Source organism: Bradyrhizobium sp. CCGE-LA001, assembly GCF_000296215.2.
Lineage (GTDB): Bacteria > Pseudomonadota > Alphaproteobacteria > Rhizobiales > Xanthobacteraceae > Bradyrhizobium.
Genome location: NZ_CP013949.1, coordinates 949381 through 970375 on the forward strand (window position 1 = coordinate 949381; position 20995 = coordinate 970375).

A 20995-nucleotide genomic window follows, 5' to 3' on the forward strand; every position below is an offset into this window, starting at 1 on the left:
AATCGCCCGCGAGATACAGCGGAAGCTTGCGGTTTTGCTCAGTTGATCAGCCGCCCCACCACCGGCGGCAGGAATTGGTCGTCGAAGATCTCGCCCGCTGCCGGACGTTTCCGGAATTTGAACTCTTGCGCGATCTGCCCGATCGATCGCTCGAATCGCGCCGGGTCGACGCCGCCGAGACCGCTGTTCCTGACCTCGTCGGTCACGATGTTGTCGGCGAGGACGGTGCGCAGGCGTTCCAGCTCCAGGTTGCGGTCGCCGTCATCGATGCGGCTCGCGGCCTCCTCCGCCGCGCGGGCGGGCTCCCTGACGGTGGCGTTGATGCCCGCGATCAAGGCGCGGACGAAACCCTTCACGGCATCCGGCCTTGCTGCGGCGAAGGCGGGATTGACCACGACGGCAAAGCCATAGGCTTCGCAGCCATAGTCCGCATAGCGGAGCACGACGAGATCGGCTCCAGGCACGCCGCGGTCGCGCAGGTTCACCGCCGAGAGATAGCTGAAGCCCGCGACCGCATCGACCTGACCCGCGGAGAGAATCGGCTCGCGCACCGCCGCGCTGATCTTGTGGAATTTGACGCGCGATGCATTGATTCCGTTCTGCTGCGCCAGCGCCGGCCATAACCGCATCGACAGATCGCTGTCGGCAACGCCGACGGTCTTGCCGTCGAGGTCGGGCAGCAACTGGATGCCGCGACTCTTGCGCGCGACGATCGCGTAGGGTGCGCGGTTGAACAGCACGAACACGGCCTTGACCGGCGGCGCATGGTCCTTGTCGCGAAAGCGGATCAACTCGTTGATGTCGACGAGGGCAAGCTCGCTGTCGCCCTTGGCGACGCGCGCGAGCGCTTCCGGCGATCCGGCGACGGTGTTGAAGGACACGCTGAGATGCTCGGCGCCGAAGCTGCCATCCTTTGCGGCCAGGAAGAACGGCGCCATGCTCGCGTCCAGCGGACGGTCGAAGGTGAAGTGAATCGCGACGGAGGGCGCGGCGGTCTCGGCCGCGCCGACATCGCGTGCAATCAGCGCCGCAAGCGAGATCGAGAAGGCCAGCAGGCAACGAAGCGCGATCGTCCTGAATTCCGACATCGGTGGCGCCGGTCCCGCATTGTTATGGTTTCGTGACGCTTGCAGCGCCGGCCGGCAGTCAGTCTGTCCGCGTCAACATGAACGGAGCATGAGCGCCGTTGCGGCATCGTTACGCAACCCTGTTCAGCTTGCGTTGGGGTTGGGGAACCCAACTTAGGTCATGCGGGTTTGTAGGTCATGAGCCTGTCCGCAGGCGTCCATTCCAGGTCCCAAAGGAGGGCCCAAGACATGTTCGAGCGATTCTCCAAGTTTGCGGGCCGAAAGGCCGTTCTTGCTACCGCCGCGGTGCTGGCGCTGACCTCGATTGCCCCGACCGCATCATATGCGGGCGGCCGCCACTGGCATCGTGGTGGAGGCGGCGTAGCCGCAGCTGCGGCTTTCGCTGCCATCGGCACGGGTCTCGCCATCGCCGCCAGCCGCGATGCCTATGCCTATGATTACGGTCCGGGCTACGGCTATTACGGCGGCCCGGCCTATTACAGCGCGCCTGCCTACGGCCCCTATTATGGTCCGGGCCCGAACTTCCAGTATCAGCGCTATGGCGGCACCGCTCCGTCCGAGTATTGCGGCCAGGGCTACTACCAGAATTGCTACTAGCCCGCAGCGAAGGGTTGACTATGACGGGCCGTCGCGCTTGGCAGCGGCCCGTTTTCTGCTTTTATGTCGCGCGTTAACGCGCTCGCCATTGGTTTAGAGTAGTTTTGAGTACATGAGTGATTCGCTTGAGCGGCTATATCTGGCTGTGCTCGCGGCCAGAGACCTTGATCCGGCAACATCGCGTACGGCCCGGCTGTTTCAGCGCGGTCCTTCCAAAATGGCGAAGAAGCTGGCCGAAGAGGCCATCGAAGTCGTGATCGATGCGGTCAATGGCGACAGCGAGGCCGTGATCCGGGAAAGCGCCGATCTGCTCTACAATCTCACGGTGCTGTGGGCCTCGGCCGGGGTACGCCCCGAGGACGTCTGGCAGGAGATGACCCGGCGTGAAGACATGCTCGGCATTGCCGAGAAGCTGCCGAAATCACCGATGAAGCTGCCCAAGGTCGCGTCACCGCGCGTTGCCGCCAGGCGGCCAATTGTCGCGCTCGAAGGACGCGGGGCACGCAAGCGCCATTAAGGCGCGATCAGATCAGGATGAATGGGCCATCGCGCCTTAGCCTTTTGTTTGAGCATGCTCTTTTCGGAAACGCGCTGCGCACGTTTCCCGATCATGCTCTAGAAACCGTCATAATTCGCCTCAATCTCGGCATGGACAAATCCGTCCCATGGTGCTTCATCGCGGCGCCATGCTGAAACGTATCTACGACTGGTGCATCGACGCCGCCCACAAGCCCTATGCGCTCTGGATCATGGGCATTGTGTCTTTTGCCGAAAGCTCCTTCTTTCCGGTCCCACCGGACGTGATGCTGATTCCGATGTCGCTGGCGCGCCCGGAACGCGCCTGGTTCTATGCCGCGGTCTGCACCGTCACCTCGGTGCTCGGCGGCGTGGTCGGCTACGCCATCGGCGCGCTGCTGTTCGACTCGGTCGGCCAATGGCTGATCCAGGTCTACGGCCTCGCCGACAAGGTCGACGCCTTCCGCGCCTCCTATGCGGAGTGGGGTGCGGTCATCATCCTGCTCAAGGGATTGACGCCGATCCCCTACAAGCTCGTCACCATCACCTCGGGCTTTGCCGGCTACAACATCCTCCTGTTCATCCTGTGCTCGATCGTCGCGCGCGGCGGACGCTTCTTCGTCGTTGCGATCCTGCTCAACCGCTATGGCGATTGGATCCGGGTCAGGATCGAACGGCATCTCGGGTTGTGGGTCGCGCTCGGCGCCATCGTGCTGGTGCTCGGCTTCGTGATTGCGATCAAGTTGATCTAGCGTCATCCGAGCCGGGATGGCTGCGTCAGCGCGAAGCGTGAAGCAGCCCTCTCGCGTCGAGCACAGGCCGCGGTCGCGGAGATCATGCTCAGAGCACCGTGGCGCTTTGCCGCGGCGCCGGCATCGGCTACGTTGCCACGATGATGGGTCGATCCGGCAATCCGGCCGTGCGGTTCGAAACGCTGATTTCAGCAGTGGCGCTGATCCTGCTCTGCCCCGGCGGGGTCGGATGGACGCAATCTGCGCCGCCGACGCTAGGCCTCCAGCAGCCGGGGACGCAGGCCGCGCCGTCGACGCCCGCGCCATCGCCTCCGCGTGAGGAAAATCCCGGGCTGATCAACGAGATGGGGAAGCTGTTCGACAAGCTGCCCTCGATCCTGCCGCCGATCAAAAGCCCGAGCGAGACCATGAACGATCTGTCGCGGCTGGCGAAGCCGTCCACCATGGTGTCGGGGCGCGTGGCCTGTCCGGCCTCATCGAACGGCGCGCCCGACTGCAAGCAGGCCGCTGACCAGCTCTGTCAGAGCAAGGGCTATAAGGAAGGCAAGAGCCTGAATGCCGATTCCGCCGAGAAATGCTCGGCCAAGGTCCTGATCCCGGGCCGGCAGCGCAAGCCGGACGATTGCCGCACCGATACTTTCGTGACCAGCGCGCTGTGCCAGAACTGAGCGACTCGCGCGCATGCATCAAGGAGCGCCCATGAGCCGTACGGAGCAGGATTTCCTCGGACAGCGTGAGATCGCCGACGACATTTATTACGGCGTTCAGACCATCCGGGGTAAGGAGAACTTCCACATCACCGGCATTCCGATGAACCAGGAGCCTTACTTCGTGAAGGCGCTTGGCTACGTCAAGAAGGCCGCTGCCATGGCCAATCGCGATCTCGGCGCGATCGACGCGAAAGTCGCGGACGCGATCATCCTGGGCTGCGACCGCGTCATCTCCGGCGACATGATGGACCAGTTCGTCACAGACTTCATCCAGGGCGGCGCCGGCACGTCGACCAACATGAACGCCAACGAGGTGATCGCCAACCTCGCGCTGGAATCGCTCGGCTTCGGCAAGGGCGACTATCAGCATGTCAGCCCCAACGATCACGTCAATTACGGCCAATCCACCAACGACACCTATCCGACCGCATTTCGTCTCGCCCTGATCCTGCGGCTCGAGAGCTACATGACGGCGCTGCGCCAGCTTCAGGAGGCTTTCTTCGCCAAGGGCCGCGAATTCGATCGCGTGCTGAAGATGGGGCGGACGCATCTTCAGGACGCGGTGCCGATGTCGCTCGGCGCCGAATTCCGGGGATGGGGCACCACGATCGGCGAGGAGGTCGATCGCATCTCGGAAGCGCGCGCTTTGCTCCGCGAGATCAATCTCGGCGCCACCGCGATCGGCACCTCCGTGACCGCGGCCGTCGGCTATCCCAAGCTCGCGGTCCGGCATCTCAGTGCGCTGACCGGCGTCGACTTCATCCTCGCCGGCGATCTCGTCGAGGCGACCTCCGACACCGGCGCCTATGTGCAGCTCTCCGGCGTCCTCAAGCGCACCGCCAGCAAGCTGACCAAGATCTGCAACGACATTCGCCTGCTTGCCTCGGGCCCGCGCGCCGGCTTCAACGAGATCAACCTCCCGCAGCTTCAGCCGGGCTCCTCGATCATGCCCGGCAAGGTCAATCCGGTGATCCCCGAAGTGGTCAACCAGACCAGCTTCCTCGTCATCGGCCTCGACACCACGGTGACGCTGGCGGCCTCCGCCGGCCAGCTCCAGCTCAACGTGATGGAGCCGGTGATCTCGTTCGCGCTGTTCTTCTCGATCCGAACCATGGAGCGTGCCGTCAACAGCCTGCGCGAGAATTGCGTCGTGGGCATCACCGCCAACGAGGAGCATACCCGCAACATGGTGCTGAACTCGCTCGGCATCGTCACCGTGCTGAAGCCGCTGCTCGGCTACAAGCAATGCGCCGAGCTCGCGCGCGAGGGCTATAAGAGCGGCAAGTCGCTGCACCAGATCGTCGTGGTCGAGCGCAAGCTGCTCACGCAGGAGAGATGGGACGAGATGTTCTCGTTCGAGCGGCTGATCAATCCGGATTTGATCGGGTAGCGGTTGATTGTAAGCAGCTCTCGCGGCGTCATTGCGAGGAGCTCTTGCGACGAAGCAATCCAGGCTGCCTCCGCGGAAACAGTCTGGATTGCTTCGCTTCGTTCGCAATGAGGAGAAAGCGGACGGGTAGGAATTCCGCCATTTGGAATTGCCGCAGCCCCGTCCGCGCACGACGTCAAGACGCAATACTTGACAGTGGAAAGATTGCCTTGTTGGTATCATTCCAATCTTCAATTTTGAGCGCCAAGAGAGGATCGTTCCGCAATGTCCATGCCTGCCTTGTTTAGGGGACGCCTGTCGATCCCGGTGATCGGTTCGCCGCTTTTCATCATCTCGGTGCCCGACCTCGTGATCGCGCAGTGCAAGGCGGGCGTGGTCGGCTCGTTTCCGGCACTGAACGCGCGGCCGCCGGAGCTGCTCGACGAGTGGCTGGCGCGGATCACCGAAGAGCTCGCGGCCTATGACCGCGCGCATCCGGACAGGCCGTCGGCGCCGTTTGCGGTCAACCAGATCGTGCACAAGTCGAACAACCGTCTCGACCACGACATGCAGCTCTGCGCCAAGTACAAGGTGCCGATGATCATCTCCTCGCTCGGGGCACGCGAGGAGCTGAACCAGGCCGTGCACGGCTGGGGCGGCATCGTCTTCCACGACGTCATCAACCAGAAATTCGCACACAAGGCGATCGAGAAGGGCGCCGACGGCCTGATCCTGGTCGCAGCCGGCGCCGGCGGCCATGCCGGCACCATTTCGCCGCTCGCCTTCGTCGCCGAGACGCGAAAATGGTTCGACGGTCCGATCGCGCTGTCGGGCGCGATCGGCAACGGCAAGGCGATCCGCGCCGCGCGCATCCTCGGCGCCGACTTCGCCTATATCGGCTCGGCCTTCATCGCGACCAAGGAAGCCAACGCGGTCGAGCGCTACAAGGAGATGATCGCCGGCTCGACCGCCGACGACATCGTCTATTCCAACCTCTTCACCGGCGTGCACGGTAACTATCTGAAGCCCTCGATCCTCGCCGCCGGCATGGATCCGGAAAACCTGCCGACCTCCGATCCGTCCAAGATGAATTTCGGCACCGACGCCTCCGGCGAGCGCGCCAAGCCGAAGGCCTGGAAGGAGATCTGGGGAAGCGGCCAGGGCATCGGCAGCGTCGACGGCATCCTACCCGCGGCCGACCTGATCGCGCGCTTCAAGAAGGAATACGAGGAAGCGATCGATCCGCCGTTGTGACCCTCTCGTGTCCCGGACGCGCTGCAGCGTGCAACGCTGCTGCGCAGAGCCGGGGCCCATCGTGCTAACGTATGGACCCCGGATCAGCAGCGCACCGCCAGGCGCTGCGCAGCGTCCGGGGAACGTCAACCGAGGCTGATTGAACCCATGTCCGCCATCTATCGCGTCGACGGCAACAACGTCGTCACCAGCCCGGACGCAGCCGGTCCCTGGGACCGGCGCATGCAGCATGGTTCGGCGCCGGCGTCGCTGGTGACGTGGGCGGCCGAACGCATCCCGACACCGGTGCCGATGAACATCGCGCGCGTGACCATCGACCTGATGCGTCCGGTGCCGGTCGCGCCGCTCACGATCGCGACCGAAATCCTGCGCGAGGGCCGCAAGATCCAGCTCTGCGAGATCAAGCTGCTGGCGGACGGCGTGCAGGTGGTCGGTGCCACCGTGCTCAAGATCAAGGCGCAGGCGCAGACGCTGCCCGCTGACGTCAAAGAGCTCCCGGTGACGTTGCCGCCACCGGAGGACTCGCTGGTCGAGGACGGTCACGCCGCCACCAGCCCGTTCGTGCGATCGGTCTCGATGCGCGCCGCGCGCGGCCGCTTCGGCCAGGCCGGCGCGGGCGCGATCTGGTTTCGCGTCGACCATCCGCTCATCGAGGGCGAGGCCATCTCGCAGGCGATGCGTGCCGTGGTCGCCGCCGACTTCTCCAACGGCACCGCCTCCTCGCTCGACTTCCGCGCCTGGACCTACATCAACGCCGATCTCACCGTGAGCTTTTCGCGCCAGCCGGTCGGCGAGTGGATATTGCTCGACGGTGAATCCTGGATTGGCCCCGACGGCGCCGGCCTTGCGATGTCACGTCTTGCCGACAGGCAAGGCTATTTCGGCCGGGCGGTGCAGAGTCTCGTGATCGAGAAGCGGTGAGCGTAACGGCCTTACGTGACCGCGCCCTGAGCCGATTGAACGGCAGGCTTCCGCCGCCGCGGAAGGGATGCTTAGTCGTGTTCGACGCCGGCATCCTGCCAGTTCACATGCCGTAGAAGATCTTGATCCCCCACAGCATCACGATGATAGCCGTGATCAACGTGATCGCGGCGACTGCACTTTCCAGGGAAGCGACTCTCATTTTACTCTCCGCTTCCCAGCCCCGTCAGCGGTCTAGTTGATTCCCGGATTCGCGAGCAATCGTGCGGGCCTCGTCGGCGCGTACTCCGCGGCACATTGTGGTGTCCCGGCCACAACAACACCGTAGAATTCCGGGGTTTTACCCTACCATTCGGTCCCGCCCACTCCAGAAGCCCGCACGCAGTACCTTCTTGTCGACCTTGCCGACGCCGGTCATCGGCAGCTGCTTGACGAACTGGATCTGCTTTGGTGCATGCGCCGAGCCCTTTCGCGTCTTTACGAGGTTGATCAGCTCGTCGGGATCTGGCCGTGCGCCCTCGCGCGGCACGACGACGGCCGTGACCGCCTCGCCCCATTTCTCGTCGGGAATGCCGACGACGGCGACCATCGCGACGTCGGCGTGCTGCGACAGCACGTCCTCGACCTCGCGCGGGAAGATGTTGAAGCCGCCGGAAACGATCATGTCCTTCTTGCGGTCGAGGATGAACATGTAGCCGCGCTCGTCCTGGCGCGCGATGTCGCCGGTGTGGACCCAGCCGTTCTTCAGCGTCGCGGCGGTGATGTCGGGCCGCTTCCAGTACTCCGCCATCACGTGTGGCGCACGCACGCAGATCTCGCCGGCCTCGCCCGTCTTCACCTCCTGGTCGTCGTCATCGAGGATCCTGACCTCGCAGGCCGCGATCGGAAAGCCGCAGGACAGGAACAGCTCGGGCCTGCTGGGATCGTGGTCCGCCTTGCGCAGCACCGAGACGGGATAACATTCGGTCTGGCCATAGAGCTGCGAGAACACGGGCCCGATGCGTTCGATTCCTTCGACCAGCCGGCTCGGCGACATCGCGGAGGCGCCATAGAGCACCAGCTCGAGCGAGGAGAGATCCGTCTTGTCTAGCGCAGGCTGATCCAGCAGCACGTAGACCATGGTCGGCACGAACAGCGTGAAGTTGATGCGCTCGCGCGCGATCGTGGCCAGCACGGCTTCGGGATCGAAACCCTTCAGCATGTGCACGGTGCCGCCACGCATCAATGTCGGCAGCACCTTCGTGCCTGCGACGTGACTGATCGGCGCGACCGTGAGATAGCGCGCGGCCTCGGGAATCTCGAAATCGGCGAGGATCGCGCCGGCGGCGCCTGCATTTTCGCGATGATAGCGCAGCGCGCCCTTGGATTTGCCGGTGGTGCCGCCGGTGTAGTTCAGCGTGGCGAGATCGTCGGGGCCGGCGAGGCACTGCGCGCTGGCATGTCCCCCATTCTCGATCGCCGCCAACAGGTCGACGCCGTAGCCGGCCGGGCCCATGGTGAAGACGGCCTTCAGCCGCCCGGCTTTCGCCGCGAGCTCGCCGCCGCGATCGCGGAAGGCGGCGGCATCGACCACCAGCATCTCGGCTTCGGAATCCTCGAGCTGAAACAGCTGGTCCTCGAGCGACCCCAGCGGATGCAGCCAGGTGATGCAGAGCCGGGCCAGTTGCGCCGCGACACCGGCGCACCAGGTGTCGGCACGGTTCGCAGTGAGGAAGGCGACGCGCGCGCCCGGCTGCAGGCCGAGCCGCATGAACACGCCCTGGATACGTCCGATCAGGTCGATGGTGCCCTGATAGCTCAGCGTTCCCCCGGGCCAGGCGAAGGCGGTGCGGTCGGGATAGCGCGACAGCGCCCGTAGCGTCTGCGCACAAGCCGGGGACGATGCGTGGAGCGGATCAGGCATATGTTTCCTCGTTGCTTTGTCACCGGCTTCTGACGTGCCAATGTTGCGATAACGCTAGCACAGCGAATGCGGGATGAAAGCCCGCGCAGGGAGGCGAGCTTGCCATCGGATCGACTGCAACGTTTCGGCGATCGTCTCGCGCTGCCGCTGATCGCGGCGCCGATGTTCCTGGTCTCGGGCATCGAGCTGATGGTCGCGGCTTGCCGGAGCGGCGTGATCGGCAGCTTTCCCACCGCGAATTGCCGTGGCATGGAACAGCTCGATGACTGGCTCACCAGGATCGAGATTCGGCTGCGGCAGCACGAGGAGCAAACCGGACGCAAGGCCGCGCCGCTCTGCCCCAATCTGATCGTGCATCGCTCCAACGCGCGGCTCGCGCAGGATCTCGCCGTGCTGCTGCGGCACAAGCCGGAGATCGTCATCACCTCGGTCGGCTCGCCCGCGCCCGTGTTGAAGCCGCTGCACGATGCCGGCGCATTGGTGCTGGCCGATGTCGCGTCGATCCGCCACGCCGAACGCGCCGCCGAAGCAGGCGCCGACGGGCTGGTGCTGCTGACGGCCGGCGCTGGCGGCCAGACCGGCTGGCTCAATCCATTCGCCTTCGTCCGCGCGGTCCGCGCATTCTATGACGGCCTCATCGTGCTCGCGGGCGGCATCAGCGACGGCCGCGCGCTGCATGCTGCCGAAGTGCTCGGCTGCGATCTCGCTTATATGGGCACCAAGTTCATCGCGACGCGCGAGAGCATGGCGGACGACCGCTACAAGCGGATGCTGGTCGAGAGCAGCGCCGACGACATCCTGCTCACCACCGCATTCACGGGTCTTCAGACCAGCATGCTGAGGCCGTCGATCCTGGCCGCAGGCCTCGATCCCGACGACCTGCCGGCGCATGGAGCGATCGACATCGCCAAGGATATCGACGTTGCCGCGCGCGAAAGCCGGCCGAAGCGCTGGCGGGACATCTGGAGCGGCGGGCACTCGACCTCCGGTGTCACGGAGGTGCTCGCCGCCGGCGATCTCGTCGCCCGGACGGTTGCCGAATATCGCGAGGCGGCCGGGCGGTAGGCCGTGCGGGAGACGAGGCGCGACCCCCGCCCACGGTTGATCCAGCGCTCTCCCGCCCCGTCCATTTAACGGCAGATTAACCATCGCCCGCCAAGAATCCCTCAGGCCGCCAATCAGGACGAGAGGGACAGGCGATGGATTTCGACTATCTCAACAGCAAGACAGCCGCGACGCTGGATGAAATCCGCGTTCGCGTGGCCCACGCGCTGGCCCGTCACCCGCTCTGCCGCAACGTCCGCTTCGACATCGTCAGCGTTCCCCGCACCCGCCGGGGCGGCAATTGGACGGTGACGCTGCAATCGGTCGAGCCCCGCGCGGTCTGGGAGGCCTCCGAGATCGTCGCCGACATCCAGGACGCCTACGACCTTCGCGCAGCTGCCTGATTTCGTTGGCTTTTTCGGAGTGTGTCGCGGTCGGCATAGCGATTGTCGCAACGAAAGCACACTCAAGCCTTATTTCGTGCCTTTTTCCTCGGCAACGTTAACAAACTCGTGAAGTGCCCGCTCCCGGAGGGACGTTTGTCCAAAGCCATCACCATCACCGTGCTGACCTGTTTTCTCGTCCTCGGCGCCGCCACGACCGCCATTCTCGGCCGTGACAGCGTGCCCAGTGTCAGTGCGGGGATGATCTCGCAGACGCCTCCGGCCAAGCCGCTCGCCGCCAACCGCGCCGCCAAGGCCGATCGTCTGGTTCCCACCCTGGCGCTGGCCTCGGCCGCCTTCGAGCCGGTCCAGGTCGCTGCCGACAAGCTGGCCCAGGCCCCGCCGCTGACAGAGCCGCTGCGCCAGGCTTTTGCCGCCGCTACGCCCTCCGACTTTCCGATGCCGAAGCCGAGCGTGAACGAGGCGCCCGCCGCGGCGGAGGTACCCGCCGTCGAAGTCCCCGCCGCCAAGCCGAAGGTCGTGGCCAAGCCGCAGCCGCAGAAGAACTACACGCTGCTGTCCGACGCGCAGATCGCGGGCATCAGGGATCGCCTGAAGCTGTCGTCGTCGCAGGAATATTATTGGCCGTCGGTCGAGACCGCGCTCCGCAACGTCGTCCGCAAGATCTCGGCCAACAAGCTCTCCAACCCGAATGCGCCTGGCGTGCCGATCGATCCGAATTGCGACGAGGTCCAGCAGTTGAAATCGGCGGCGATGCCGCTGTTGTTCCAGCTGCGTGACGACCAGAAAGAGGAAGTACGCAAGCTCGCCCGCATCATCGGGCTGGAGAAGGTCGCGCAGCAGATCTGACGCGCAAGTTCCTTTCGGAACTGCTTTCGTACCAGGAACATCTGGCAATCAACGTGCGTTGCTCGCTCCAAAGAGGGAGTGGATCAATGCGCGCCTCGACAGCCTATTTCGTCGGTGCCGGAACCATCATCGCGGCCATCGCCATTGGTCTCGGCGGCGGCATCGTCGCCGGCAACATCATGAATCCGGTTTCGTCCAAGCAGGGCCCGGACACCAGCAAGATGGCGCAACGCGCCGAATCCGCGGGCACGCCGGCGGCGACCAACACGCCATCGGAACGCGTGAATTATCTCACCGGCTCGCAAGCCTTCGGGGCGCTGATCGCCACGCCGGCGCAGGCCGAAGCCAAGCCTGAAGCTGTAAAGGCTGACCCTCAACCCGCTCAGGCAAATGTTGCGCCGACACCGCCGCCTTCGCAGGCCGCTGGAGTCGAGCCGCCCAAGGAACAGGCCAAAGGGCAGGTCAGGGAACAGTCCAAGCCGGCAATCGCATCGTCACCGAGAGCAGTCAATCCGGCCGAGCAGCAGGCATCGGCCGACCCGGCCGCTTCGGTTGACAACGCCTACGCCAAGGCCAGGGATTCCGACGTGAAGCGCGCCGCGTCCGAGCGACGCCGGATCGAGCGACGGGCCGAGCGCCGCCATTACTACGAGGCTCGCGAGCCGCGCGGCATGCGCGACCGCACCGATTGGGACGACGTCGCGCGCAACATCCGCGAGGATTCCGATGCGCGCGACTATGCAGGCCGTTCGCGCGGCGGCTTCCCGCAGATCAGGCTGTTTGGGGACGACGACTGACACCCGCCGAGCTCGGCGAAACGGAAGCCGGGTTCGCTCCGCTGGAAGCGCACCCGGAGCGAGGCCGGCTCAGCCTCCGCGAGACTCCACGACCTTGCGGCAGCCGTCCGAGAGCTTCGACTTGTTCTCACGCAGGCAGGCATTCATCTGCGGCGGCTTGCCGACATGCTCGGCGCAGAATTTGCTGGCATCGCCGCGGCAGGCCATCTGCTCCTGCAGCGTCGGGCCGGATTGCGCAGCGGCGGACAATGCGGTGGCGGCGAGCAGCAGCGCGGCAAGAACCGAAATCTTCATAAAGCACCTCTTTGGAATTGACGTTGGTCCCGCCTGGGATCAAGCGGCCGGACGATCTCGCAAAGGTGGCGCGCAGGTCCATGCCATGTTCATGGCACCGGGCGTGTCCTCCCGGCCGCCGCACCCCCATCTTCATGGCATGTATCCGCACACGGTCTTTTGCCATTCAGGCTGCACGTCGGCCGCGAAATCCGGAATTGCACCGGGACGCCGAACGGGAAGCAGGAGAGCAAGATGTCGAAAAGAGCGGGAGCGTTGAGCGCTGGGCTGACGATCATGGCGCTGGCGGGTGCGGCGATGGTGTCGTTGGGCACGAGCCCGGCGCAGGCTGTGGTCTATTGCAAGACCGTCGGCGTGCCCAAGGGCTGCGTGGTGCGGCCGACGGCGGCCGTGGTGGTCGCGCCGGGAGCTCCGGTGGCGCGGGCCGCGGTCGCAACGCCAGGTGTCGGCGCGCCCGGCGTCGGCGTGCGCGCCGGTACGCCGATGAATCGCGGCGGCCCGGTCAATCGCGTCGGCGTGCGCTGATCATCCTTTCGGTTGAATTGATTGCATTGCTTCGGGCCAATGGGCCCTGCGGACGAAGACCCCCCGTCCTCCGCAGGGGCAAACACCCGGGCCCGTTCCCTCTCTCCGTGCGCCCCACACGTTCGGGGAGGGGGCCTTTCAGCCCGCGGCTGCATCGCTCTCGGGAAAACGCTGCGGCAGTTGCAGCCGTACGCGAGTGCCTGAGCCATCCGAGCTCAGAGCGAGCACCGCCCCGCAGCGCGCGGCGCGACTCCTCATGTTGCGCAAGCCCCTCTGGCCGGCGGTAGCGCCATTTTCGGCGAGCGCAAACCCCTTGCCGTCGTCCGTCACGCTCATCACGCCACAGGGACCCTGACCATCGTCGAGTGTCTCGATGCAGACCGCGATGTGACGCGCCTCGGCGTGCTTCACCGCGTTGGTCACGGCTTCGTCGAGAATGCGCACGATCTGGATGACGTGCCAGGGCCGCAGCTCGGGATGCAGCGGCAGGCCCTGCGGCGTTGCCACGCGCCAGTCGAGCGCGATGTCGTGCGGCCGCAATTGCGCCGTCGCGCGCTCGCGCCATGAGCCCAGCGCGAGCATGAGGTCGCCGCCGATGTCGTCCATGGAGTCGATGACGAGCCGCAGGTCCTTCAGTGCGGCACGGGCGGCGTCCGTGATGGTCGCCCCCTCATGGCCGCGCTCGGACAGCGCGACGATGCTGACGAGCTGGCCGCCGAGACCGTCATGCAGGTCCCGCATTAGGCGCGTGCGCTCGTTGGCGAGCGCTGCGGCGCGGGCGCGTTCCTCCTCGCGGACAAAACTCGCCTTCAGCCGCTCCTCGGCCTCGCGCACGCGTGCGACGAGCTGGCCGGCAAAGCTGTCGACCTGGTTCAGCGCGCGCGCAAAGCGCCAGGTCAGCCCGGCGCCGATCGCCACCAGCATGGCCGAATAGGACAGGCGTGAGACGAAGATGCGCTCGTTGGGCATGATGTCGAACACCGACAGCATGTCGTGGACCCAGCAGGTCAGAACGATGGTCACCGCGCAGCCGATCGTGAAGCTCGCCGCGTCCTGCCGCCGGATCACCGCCGTCGCGGTGACGCAGGCCATCAGGAATAGGCAGAGACCGACGGTCGGGATGCCGAGCACCAGAAACAGGATGCGCGGCATCGGCGGACCTGCGATCAGTCCCACGCCGAAGATGATCAGCCCCGGCGCGAACACCAGTGTGGCATAGCGCGGCCAGCGCCAGCCGAAGAACAGCACGCCGAAAACGACGATCAGTGCGCTCTCGATCGGCGCGGAGGCGAGCAGCACGGCGGCGATCCGCGACGTCATTGCCGGCGGCACCGGCGGCGGCAGGAATGCCTGGATGACGCCGAGCACCATGGCCACCGCCAGCACGCCGTAAACCGGCTCGTGCCGCCGCATCAGCCACATGATCGCGAGGATGACGGCGAGGATCGCCTGCCAGGCAGAGAACACCACCTGCAGCGTGACGAACAGCAGCGTGCGCGTCTCATAGGCCGGCCGCAGGCTCTTGTCGGGGCCGACATAGACGGTGTCGAGAAAGCCCTTGAGCGGCCCCCATACGAACAGCCGCACCGTGATCTCGTTGCTGCCGTCGCGCAGCAGCGAGGACGGAATCGCCGCGATCTGCGGCGTGTTGCGGTCCGGCCGATTGGCGTTGGCATCGCGCCGGGAATCCAGCACCACGACGCCATTGACGGCGACCTCCACGGCGTTGCTGAACCGCGGCAGGTACACCGACCATCCCGATCCCGCATCTTCGCCGCGGAACGCGAAAGTGCCGGTGTAGAGCGGCGGATCGGCCAGCGAATAGCGCGATGCGGTGAAATGCGGCAGCGTCACTGCGCGCGTCGCGCCGGCCTCGCGCGCCGAAAACACATTCACGGCGAAGTCTTCGGGGTCGCTGGGCTGGAGCAGCCTGAGCCCGAGGATGGTGCAGATCACGATCAGGGCCTGGAGCAGCAGATAGGGCACGAGGCGCGACACGATCAGCCGGCGCCTTGTGCGCCTCGGTGCCTTCACCGCGATCTCGCTCACAGCTTGATCAAGCCCTGCTGCACGGCTTCGAACACCGCCTCGCTGCGGGTGTGCACCTCGAGCTTGCGATAGATGTTCTTGATGTGGCCGGGCACGGTCTGCCTGGACAGGCCGAGATGGCTCGCGATCTCGGCATAGCTGAAGCCCTTTGCGATGCCCCAGAGAATGTCGATCTCCCGCGGGGTCAGTCTGGCCGTGTTGAGCACGGGGCCCGGCGCCGGCTCCGCCGAATTCTGCGCGGCACCTTGTGTTCTGCGCACGATGAAACGGGCGATCGAGGCCGAGATCGGCGAATGGCCCGCAACCAGGTCGCGTACCGTGGTGGCGATGTCGGTCGGGAAGGCGTCCTTGAGCAGATAGCCGGTGGCGCCGACCGTGATCGCCGAGATCACGCTTTCCTCGTCGCCGAGCGCGGAGATCACCATGATCTCGGTCTCGGGAAAGCGCTGGCGGGTTTCGCGGATCAGTTCGACGCCGTGGCCGTCGGGAAGCCTGAGATCGGTCAGCAGCACGCGCGGCGCCCGCTCGCCGAGCGCGGCGCGGGCTTCCGCGAGCGTGCCGGCGCTGCGCACCTCGTAGCCGGCCTTGACCAGCGCATCCTGGAGCCGCCAGCAGGTCGGCGCGTCGTCCTCGACGAGGAGGATGGTAATGGCCTCACCCGTCTCGCCCTGTTCGCTCATGGTCATCGTCCCGCGACCCGCGTGTCCCCCGCGGCGCGAGGCAAGTCTAGCTGGAGCGCGGATGCCGTGACACCCATAATCATGGGGGCGGCGACGCGCGCCGTCTACGAAAGATCAGCCCGCGGCGGCGGATAGCGCCGTGCCAGCGCCGATAGAGGCAAATGTCGTTCGTCCACCGGCAGCTCCAGATAGGCCAGCACCAGCGGCCGCTTCCAGTCCCCGACGCCGAAATCCATCGTCATCCATTTCTGCGGCTCGGGCCCTTCGAGGCCGCGGACCCAGACGAAATAACGCGGCAGGTCGTCAGCGTCCGTATCCGTCGTGCGTCTCCTGGCCATCGAAGCTGTCCCGCTGCGTCAACAATCATTGCCGCACGATATAGGGAATATCCGGGCGAAGTCGAACGCCCCGCGGGGTTTAGAAACTTCCCGCGAGGGCGGCGCCGAGTGGCGTGGCTGTCGTTGTCCGTCAGGCTTCGATCCGTTCGAGAAACGATCGCATCAGCGAAACCACCTCATCGAGGTTGGTTTCAAGCAGCCAATGTCCGCCATCCAGGAGATGCAGTTCGGCATCCGGCAGGTCGCGGAGATAGGCGCGCGCCGACGCTTCGGGCATGTAGTGATCTTGCGGTCCCCACACGATCAATGTCGGCGGCTTGTGCTGCCGGAGATAGCGGCGGTGCTCGGGAAACCATTGGCGGTTAGCCTTGAGGTCGAACAGAACGTCGGCGATGGCATCCTTCCGCCGCTCGCTCATCAGCGACCAGTGCAATTGCCAAAGGTCCGGCGCGATGAGGCCAGCCAAATCCGCACGCACGTCGTTCAGGAACTCGTCGCGGAAATTGTCTTCGGTGACAGCGTCCCTCATCGCAGCACGCATCTGTTGATCGGGCAGCGACCAGGTCTTCTCGATGTCGGCGTATTTCGGGCCAAGCGCATGTTCGTAAGGTATGTCGCCGTTCTGAATGATCTGGGCCACCACCCGCTCGGGACGCATGATCGCGAGCCTTGCTCCGATCGGTGAGCCGAAATCATGAAGATAGATCACGAAGCGCTCGATCTTCAGCTGCGTCACGAACTGGTCGAGCCACTCGGCATAGCCGTCGAAGCTATATTCGAAGTCATCGGGCGTCCCGCTATAGCCGAAGGCGGGATAGTCAGGCGCAATCAGCCGCCATTTGTCGGCCAGTCTCGGCATCAGATTGCGGAATTCGTAGGATGAACAGGGGTAGCCGTGCGGCAGGAGAACGACGGGTGCGTCTTCTGGTCCTGCTTCCCGGTAGAACGTGTCCACCGGTCCGACCTGAACCCTGCGATGTCTGACGCGTGTGTCCATGCCTCGCTTCCTTTGTAGGTAAAGCGCCACTTTGGCGTGGCGTTCCCGGCATCTGCATCTCTGCGGTGGCTGGGCGGCGGCCGGATCCGAGGGAACAACGACCGCGAGCGCCCGTTACGAAACAACATCGGAACGGGAGGTCGTCGTGATCCACCACGTCTCGGTCGGGACGAATGATGTTCAACGCGCGAAGCGCTTCTACGATGCCGTCTTGCCCATCGTCGGTATTCTGCCGATGGCCGAGGACGAGGGCGGACTGGGTTACGGAAGCGGCACGTTTCACTTCAGCGTTCAGGTTCCCATTGATGGACAACCCGCGACCGTGGGCAATGGCAGCCATATCGCCTTTGCCGTCGAGAACCGTTCGATGGTCGATCGTTTTCACGCAGCAGCATTAGAGCATGGTGGCAGCGATGACGGCGCGCCGGGGCTGCGGCCGAATTACGACCCCAATTACTACGGGGCGTTCGTCCGCGATCCCGACGGTCACAAGATCGAGGCGGTGACCTACTCGGCCAAATAGCCGCGAACGGGAGGCGGCCATGCCGACCATTCCCTATGCAATCATCGAAGCGCCTTCCACGCTGGGTCTTGCGACCGACGGCGTGGAGCGCTTGCCCGAGCAACTCCTGAACGTTGGTCTTGCGGAGCGCATCGGTGCGCGCCGTGCCGGGCGGCTGCTGGCGCCCCCGAAGGATCCGACGCCCGATCCCGAGACCGGCACGTTGAATGCCAGGGCCATTGCGGCCTGGTCGCCCAAGCTCGCCGACGCAGTGGAAGCCGTGCTCGACGCGGGCGAGTTTCCGGTGGTGCTGGGCGGCGATTGCACGATCCTGCTGGGTTCGATGCTCGCGTTTCGGCGGCGCGGCCGCTACGGCCTGTTCTTCATCGATGGCAACGCCGATTTCTTCCAGCCCGAGGCGGAGCCCAATGGTGAGGGCGCTTCGATGGACCTCGCCTTCGTCTCCGGCTTTGGTCCGCCGCTCCTGACCAACATCGAAGGCCGCGGCCCTCTGGTCCGCCCTGAAGACGTTGTCGCGTTCGCCTATCGCGATCACGGGGATCAGGAGGAGTACGGAAGCCAGCCGATTCCCGACGAACTCAAGGCGCTTGACCTCCCCACTGTGCGCGCGATGGGCATCGAGGCCGCTGCACGCGAAGCGGTCGATCACCTGACGCGCGCCGAACTGGACGGCTTCTTCATCCATGTCGATGCCGACTGTCTCGACGACGCCATCATGCCGGCCGTCGACTTTCGCGTGCCCGGCGGATTGTCGTGGGACGAGTTGTCGACCGCGCTTCGGGCTGCCCTGGCGAGTGGCAAGGCCGTCGGCCTCGAGATCACCATCTACAATCCGCGCCTGGATGAAGACGGCAGCGCCGGGCGCGGCCTGGCCGATGTGCTCGCGGCAGCGCTCGGATCGGCGGCAGCTTGAACACAGCGGACAACGTCTGCTTTCAGCGCGCGCGTCCCGCCGATCAGCGCCACAACCTGCAAGTCGCGACGCGATTGATGTCGGCGAGCCGCCTTGCGGCGTCGGCCTGGAGATCGAGGCTGCCGACCAGCGCGAGCAGGCGCCGATGCGCGCCGTCGGCGATCTCGACCGGCAGCGGCGCCTCGTCGAACGCCTCGACATAATCGCCGACGAGACCGCTGAGCAGGCAGCACAGACCGCGCTGGGCGGGATCGTCCCGGCCGAGCGTCTCGAGCTTTTGCTGGAATGTCCGGAAGGTCCGCAGGCCGTGATGCTGCTGCGAAAGCCAATGGTGCAGGTCGTTCATGTGAGCTCCTTCGGATGGTGGAAGAAGCTGCCGGTTTATACAGCGGGGATGTGGGGATGGCTAGGGGAGGGGGAGCGGGTGTTGTTGAACCAGTCCGCCTTCGCCAAGGCTCCGGCGCGACAGCCTTCGCCGCTTCGCCCAGATGGAGTGGCGCTTGGCTTGCCAAGCCGTAGCTGCGAAGCAGCGAAGGCTGGTGCCCCTGGCCGGAATCGAACCAGCACTCCTTGCGGAACTCGATTTTGAGTCGAGCGCGTCTACCAGTTCCGCCACAGGGGCCCTCGGTCGGCCGCTCTGAGGAGGGCGTCGCGAAGCCGGCGGACTATAGCCATGGACAGGGCGGGGTCAACCCGCGCCAAAGTGATGCCGGCCGTTCTCGACAGCCGCATGGGGCGGAGTTAGCTAAGAGGTGCGACTGATCGGAGAGAGGCTGCCGTGACGACCCAGAGTGCCGCGATACCAGCATTCAAGCCGGCCGGCGCCGGTCCGGCGCTGACCGCCTCGCTGCTCGTCACCTTGATTGCCGCGGCCACGATCGCGGGCGCCTGGTTCTTCCAGCTCGTGCTGGAGATCCTGCCCTGTCCGCTCTGCCTGGAGCAGCGTTACGCCTATTATCTCGCGATCCCGCTCGGCCTCTTGACCGGCCTCGCGGCAAGAGCCGGCGCGCCGCGACCGTTGCTGCTGGCGGCGCTGGCGATCCTCGCGTTGGCGACGCTCGCCAATGCCGGTCTCGGCGCCTATCACTCCGGCGTCGAATGGGGATTTTGGAAGGGGCCGACCGATTGCTCCGGTCCCGTCGTCAATCTCGGCAATGCCGGCGATCTATTCTCGCGGCTAGACACCGTGAAGGTGGTCCGCTGCGACGAGGTGCAGTGGCGTTTCCTTGGCCTGTCGCTCGCCGGCTACAACGTGCTGATCTCGCTGCTGATGGCCGCCATCGCGGCCTGGGGATTCGTGCGGACGGCGCAGCGCTAACGCTCAATCATCCACGTCGTCCTGCGTGCGCCCGAACAGGTGCACGATGCCGGGCGTTGCGATCGTCACGAAGACGAAGCGCGACAAATGGTGGGCGCCGACGAAGATCGGGTCGATGTGCAGCGTCAGGGCCAGCGCCAGCATGGCGTCCATCGCGCCCGGCGCGAAGGCGACGACGACGTCGGAGAATTTCACCTGCGTCGTTAGCGCGACGATGCCGACGAAGATGGCGGAGACGGCGATGGCTACCGTAAACGAGCCCAGCGCTGCATTGATATGGCCTGCGAGGGTCTTGATCCGCATCCGCGCAAAGCGGCTGCCGATCAGGGCGCCGATGCCGACCAGCGCCATGCCGCGCATCCAGTCCGGCAGGCCGCCCTCGACCCAGCCTGCGCCATGCAGCGCGCTGGAGGCGATCATCGCGCCGAACATCCAGCTCGCCGGAAATCTGATCAGCCGGAGGACCAGCGCGACGGCCAGCGAGGCTGCGGCCAGCTCCACCAGGTCGAGCGGCGAGGCGATCGTCGTCGTCAGCGACGGCGCGACAGATGGCGCGACTCCTGCAATCGCCAGCACCATCGGCAGCGCCGCGGTGAGGATGATGACACGCATGGTCTGTACCACCGCGATGCCCGGCAGGTCGGCCCCGCGCTCGACCGCCAAAATCGTGATCTGTGACAGCGCGCCCGGGCTGCCGGCGAGGAAGGCCGACGTGCGGTCCCAGCCATGGATGCGCTGCAGGTAATAGCTCGAGCCGAAGGTCGAGCAGAAGGTCGCGAGCGCGAGCAGGCCGATGGTGACGGGATAGGCGCTGACCTGCTGGAGCAGATGGCGCGAGACGACCGACCCCAGCGAGATGCCGAGCAGCACCAGCACGATCTGGGTCAGGATCGGCGGCAGCGTCAACTGACGGCCGGCGATCGCGGCGATCGCGACGGCGATCATCGCGCCCGAGATCAGACCGCCGGGAAGGCCGGCGAACAGAAATACGAGGCCGCCGGCGGTGCCGATGACGAGCGTTTCCACCGTGCTCATGACACTGGCACGTGTCGGCCGTTGGAACGGCAGGGAGGCGACGATCTGCTTCACGCCGCCTTATCGCAAATCAGCGCGAGGCGCACAATTGCAGGCTCGTCATGCCGCAATGCGCGCGC

Annotated in this window: 24 protein-coding genes and 1 tRNA gene; 15 read left to right on the top strand and 10 right to left on the bottom strand. The window is 65.4% G+C overall.

The window, feature by feature from the left end:
* Window positions 1-38 precede the first annotated feature (38 nt).
* On the bottom strand, window positions 39-1088 hold the full coding sequence (locus BCCGELA001_RS04580; RefSeq protein WP_008543159.1) for an ABC transporter substrate-binding protein: 1050 nt from the start codon (window positions 1086-1088) through the stop codon (window positions 39-41).
* Between the two features lie 228 nt (window positions 1089-1316).
* On the opposite strand from BCCGELA001_RS04580, the gene BCCGELA001_RS04585 reads away from it, so the two are divergent.
* The 7 genes from BCCGELA001_RS04585 (at window position 1317) to BCCGELA001_RS04615 (ending at window position 7207) form a co-directional block, all read left to right on the top strand.
* Window positions 1317-1685, top strand: a complete 369-nt coding sequence (locus BCCGELA001_RS04585) for a hypothetical protein (RefSeq protein WP_008543161.1) — start codon at window positions 1317-1319, stop codon at window positions 1683-1685.
* A 112-nt stretch (window positions 1686-1797) separates the two neighbouring features.
* Complete coding sequence (gene hisE / locus BCCGELA001_RS04590; RefSeq protein ID WP_008543163.1) at window positions 1798-2202, top strand: phosphoribosyl-ATP diphosphatase; 405 nt, start codon at window positions 1798-1800, stop codon at window positions 2200-2202.
* Window positions 2203-2350: 148 nt separating this feature from the next.
* The gene (locus BCCGELA001_RS04595) at window positions 2351-2953 is read left to right on the top strand and encodes a YqaA family protein (RefSeq protein ID WP_193409761.1); all 603 of its coding nucleotides are present in this window, start codon (window positions 2351-2353) and stop codon (window positions 2951-2953) included.
* A gap of 140 nt (window positions 2954-3093) precedes the next feature.
* Complete coding sequence (locus BCCGELA001_RS04600; RefSeq protein ID WP_060737487.1) at window positions 3094-3621, top strand: hypothetical protein; 528 nt, start codon at window positions 3094-3096, stop codon at window positions 3619-3621.
* Window positions 3622-3652: 31 nt separating this feature from the next.
* Window positions 3653-5053, top strand: a complete 1401-nt coding sequence (locus BCCGELA001_RS04605; protein WP_008543167.1) for an aspartate ammonia-lyase — start codon at window positions 3653-3655, stop codon at window positions 5051-5053.
* 264 nt (window positions 5054-5317) lie between these two features.
* On the top strand, window positions 5318-6286 hold the full coding sequence (locus BCCGELA001_RS04610; RefSeq protein ID WP_060734725.1) for an NAD(P)H-dependent flavin oxidoreductase: 969 nt from the start codon (window positions 5318-5320) through the stop codon (window positions 6284-6286).
* A gap of 147 nt (window positions 6287-6433) precedes the next feature.
* Complete coding sequence (locus BCCGELA001_RS04615) at window positions 6434-7207, top strand: thioesterase family protein (RefSeq protein ID WP_008543181.1); 774 nt, start codon at window positions 6434-6436, stop codon at window positions 7205-7207.
* 340 nt (window positions 7208-7547) lie between these two features.
* Here BCCGELA001_RS04615 and BCCGELA001_RS04620 read toward each other — a convergent pair whose 3' ends face one another.
* On the bottom strand, window positions 7548-9110 hold the full coding sequence (locus BCCGELA001_RS04620) for an AMP-binding protein (RefSeq protein ID WP_060734726.1): 1563 nt from the start codon (window positions 9108-9110) through the stop codon (window positions 7548-7550).
* A gap of 99 nt (window positions 9111-9209) precedes the next feature.
* Here BCCGELA001_RS04620 and BCCGELA001_RS04625 point away from each other — a divergent pair, with 99 nt between their 5' ends.
* The 4 genes from BCCGELA001_RS04625 (at window position 9210) to BCCGELA001_RS04640 (ending at window position 12204) form a co-directional block, all read left to right on the top strand.
* Window positions 9210-10175, top strand: a complete 966-nt coding sequence (locus tag BCCGELA001_RS04625) for an NAD(P)H-dependent flavin oxidoreductase (protein WP_060734727.1) — start codon at window positions 9210-9212, stop codon at window positions 10173-10175.
* A 134-nt stretch (window positions 10176-10309) separates the two neighbouring features.
* Complete coding sequence (locus BCCGELA001_RS04630) at window positions 10310-10558, top strand: hypothetical protein (RefSeq protein WP_008543195.1); 249 nt, start codon at window positions 10310-10312, stop codon at window positions 10556-10558.
* 135 nt (window positions 10559-10693) lie between these two features.
* Window positions 10694-11407 carry a hypothetical protein gene (locus BCCGELA001_RS04635; protein WP_008543197.1) on the top strand — a complete coding sequence of 238 codons (714 nt, stop codon included), beginning with the start codon at window positions 10694-10696 and terminating at the stop codon, window positions 11405-11407.
* A gap of 86 nt (window positions 11408-11493) precedes the next feature.
* Window positions 11494-12204, top strand: a complete 711-nt coding sequence (locus BCCGELA001_RS04640) for a hypothetical protein (protein ID WP_008543199.1) — start codon at window positions 11494-11496, stop codon at window positions 12202-12204.
* A 69-nt stretch (window positions 12205-12273) separates the two neighbouring features.
* On the opposite strand, the gene BCCGELA001_RS04645 is transcribed toward BCCGELA001_RS04640, so the two are convergent.
* Entirely contained in the window at window positions 12274-12498 is a 225-nt protein-coding gene (locus BCCGELA001_RS04645) for a cysteine rich repeat-containing protein (RefSeq protein WP_008543201.1), read from the bottom strand.
* Window positions 12499-12732: 234 nt separating this feature from the next.
* On the opposite strand from BCCGELA001_RS04645, the gene BCCGELA001_RS04650 reads away from it, so the two are divergent.
* Window positions 12733-13023 (top strand): hypothetical protein, encoded by a 291-nt coding sequence (locus tag BCCGELA001_RS04650; RefSeq protein ID WP_060737488.1) that lies wholly within the window; start codon window positions 12733-12735, stop codon window positions 13021-13023.
* A 138-nt stretch (window positions 13024-13161) separates the two neighbouring features.
* Here BCCGELA001_RS04650 and BCCGELA001_RS04655 read toward each other — a convergent pair whose 3' ends face one another.
* From BCCGELA001_RS04655 to BCCGELA001_RS04670, 4 genes are all read right to left on the bottom strand, one after another.
* The gene (locus BCCGELA001_RS04655) at window positions 13162-15072 is read right to left on the bottom strand and encodes a sensor histidine kinase (protein ID WP_060734728.1); all 1911 of its coding nucleotides are present in this window, start codon (window positions 15070-15072) and stop codon (window positions 13162-13164) included.
* A complete protein-coding gene (locus BCCGELA001_RS04660) occupies window positions 15069-15752 on the bottom strand; it encodes a response regulator transcription factor (protein WP_060734729.1) in 684 nt (227 codons plus the stop codon). Before BCCGELA001_RS04660 ends, BCCGELA001_RS04655 begins: the two co-directional genes overlap by 4 nt.
* Before the next feature lie 104 nt (window positions 15753-15856).
* A complete protein-coding gene (locus tag BCCGELA001_RS04665; RefSeq protein ID WP_008543211.1) occupies window positions 15857-16090 on the bottom strand; it encodes a hypothetical protein in 234 nt (77 codons plus the stop codon).
* Between the two features lie 130 nt (window positions 16091-16220).
* The gene (locus BCCGELA001_RS04670; RefSeq protein WP_060734730.1) at window positions 16221-17087 is read right to left on the bottom strand and encodes an alpha/beta fold hydrolase; all 867 of its coding nucleotides are present in this window, start codon (window positions 17085-17087) and stop codon (window positions 16221-16223) included.
* Between the two features lie 145 nt (window positions 17088-17232).
* On the opposite strand from BCCGELA001_RS04670, the gene BCCGELA001_RS04675 reads away from it, so the two are divergent.
* Both BCCGELA001_RS04675 and BCCGELA001_RS04680 read left to right on the top strand, forming a co-directional pair.
* Window positions 17233-17610: a VOC family protein gene (locus BCCGELA001_RS04675; protein WP_060734731.1), complete on the top strand. Its 378-nt coding sequence runs from the start codon at window positions 17233-17235 to the stop codon at window positions 17608-17610.
* A gap of 19 nt (window positions 17611-17629) precedes the next feature.
* The gene (locus tag BCCGELA001_RS04680; RefSeq protein ID WP_060734732.1) at window positions 17630-18523 is read left to right on the top strand and encodes an arginase family protein; all 894 of its coding nucleotides are present in this window, start codon (window positions 17630-17632) and stop codon (window positions 18521-18523) included.
* Between the two features lie 43 nt (window positions 18524-18566).
* On the opposite strand, the gene BCCGELA001_RS04685 is transcribed toward BCCGELA001_RS04680, so the two are convergent.
* Together BCCGELA001_RS04685 and BCCGELA001_RS04690 are read right to left on the bottom strand one after the other, a co-directional pair.
* Window positions 18567-18869 carry a hypothetical protein gene (locus BCCGELA001_RS04685; protein ID WP_008543223.1) on the bottom strand — a complete coding sequence of 101 codons (303 nt, stop codon included), beginning with the start codon at window positions 18867-18869 and terminating at the stop codon, window positions 18567-18569.
* Between the two features lie 191 nt (window positions 18870-19060).
* A tRNA-Leu gene (locus tag BCCGELA001_RS04690) sits at window positions 19061-19145 on the bottom strand.
* A 156-nt stretch (window positions 19146-19301) separates the two neighbouring features.
* Between BCCGELA001_RS04690 and BCCGELA001_RS04695 the strand changes: the two genes are divergently transcribed.
* A complete protein-coding gene (locus BCCGELA001_RS04695; protein ID WP_008543225.1) occupies window positions 19302-19841 on the top strand; it encodes a disulfide bond formation protein B in 540 nt (179 codons plus the stop codon).
* Window positions 19842-19844: 3 nt separating this feature from the next.
* Here the strand turns inward: BCCGELA001_RS04695 and BCCGELA001_RS04700 are convergent, their stop codons facing one another.
* Entirely contained in the window at window positions 19845-20930 is a 1086-nt protein-coding gene (locus BCCGELA001_RS04700; RefSeq protein ID WP_060734733.1) for an AbrB family transcriptional regulator, read from the bottom strand.
* Window positions 20931-20995: the final 65 nt, after the last annotated feature.

What these genes read in the sequence shown, in the direction of transcription:
- BCCGELA001_RS04580 (WP_008543159.1), bottom strand. Translation starts at nt 1,088, where the DNA reads ATGTCGGAATTCAGGACGATCGCGCTTCGTTGCCTGCTGGCCTTCTCG.
- BCCGELA001_RS04585 (WP_008543161.1), top strand. Translation starts at nt 1,317, where the DNA reads ATGTTCGAGCGATTCTCCAAGTTTGCGGGCCGAAAGGCCGTTCTTGCT.
- hisE (WP_008543163.1), top strand. Translation starts at nt 1,798, where the DNA reads ATGAGTGATTCGCTTGAGCGGCTATATCTGGCTGTGCTCGCGGCCAGA.
- BCCGELA001_RS04595 (WP_193409761.1), top strand. Translation starts at nt 2,351, where the DNA reads ATGGTGCTTCATCGCGGCGCCATGCTGAAACGTATCTACGACTGGTGC.
- BCCGELA001_RS04600 (WP_060737487.1), top strand. Translation starts at nt 3,094, where the DNA reads ATGATGGGTCGATCCGGCAATCCGGCCGTGCGGTTCGAAACGCTGATT.
- BCCGELA001_RS04605 (WP_008543167.1), top strand. Translation starts at nt 3,653, where the DNA reads ATGAGCCGTACGGAGCAGGATTTCCTCGGACAGCGTGAGATCGCCGAC.
- BCCGELA001_RS04610 (WP_060734725.1), top strand. Translation starts at nt 5,318, where the DNA reads ATGTCCATGCCTGCCTTGTTTAGGGGACGCCTGTCGATCCCGGTGATC.
- BCCGELA001_RS04615 (WP_008543181.1), top strand. Translation starts at nt 6,434, where the DNA reads ATGTCCGCCATCTATCGCGTCGACGGCAACAACGTCGTCACCAGCCCG.
- BCCGELA001_RS04620 (WP_060734726.1), bottom strand. Translation starts at nt 9,110, where the DNA reads ATGCCTGATCCGCTCCACGCATCGTCCCCGGCTTGTGCGCAGACGCTA.
- BCCGELA001_RS04630 (WP_008543195.1), top strand. Translation starts at nt 10,310, where the DNA reads ATGGATTTCGACTATCTCAACAGCAAGACAGCCGCGACGCTGGATGAA.
- BCCGELA001_RS04640 (WP_008543199.1), top strand. Translation starts at nt 11,494, where the DNA reads ATGCGCGCCTCGACAGCCTATTTCGTCGGTGCCGGAACCATCATCGCG.
- BCCGELA001_RS04645 (WP_008543201.1), bottom strand. Translation starts at nt 12,498, where the DNA reads ATGAAGATTTCGGTTCTTGCCGCGCTGCTGCTCGCCGCCACCGCATTG.
- BCCGELA001_RS04650 (WP_060737488.1), top strand. Translation starts at nt 12,733, where the DNA reads ATGTCGAAAAGAGCGGGAGCGTTGAGCGCTGGGCTGACGATCATGGCG.
- BCCGELA001_RS04660 (WP_060734729.1), bottom strand. Translation starts at nt 15,752, where the DNA reads ATGAGCGAACAGGGCGAGACGGGTGAGGCCATTACCATCCTCCTCGTC.
- BCCGELA001_RS04665 (WP_008543211.1), bottom strand. Translation starts at nt 16,090, where the DNA reads ATGGCCAGGAGACGCACGACGGATACGGACGCTGACGACCTGCCGCGT.
- BCCGELA001_RS04670 (WP_060734730.1), bottom strand. Translation starts at nt 17,087, where the DNA reads ATGGACACACGCGTCAGACATCGCAGGGTTCAGGTCGGACCGGTGGAC.
- BCCGELA001_RS04680 (WP_060734732.1), top strand. Translation starts at nt 17,630, where the DNA reads ATGCCGACCATTCCCTATGCAATCATCGAAGCGCCTTCCACGCTGGGT.
- BCCGELA001_RS04685 (WP_008543223.1), bottom strand. Translation starts at nt 18,869, where the DNA reads ATGAACGACCTGCACCATTGGCTTTCGCAGCAGCATCACGGCCTGCGG.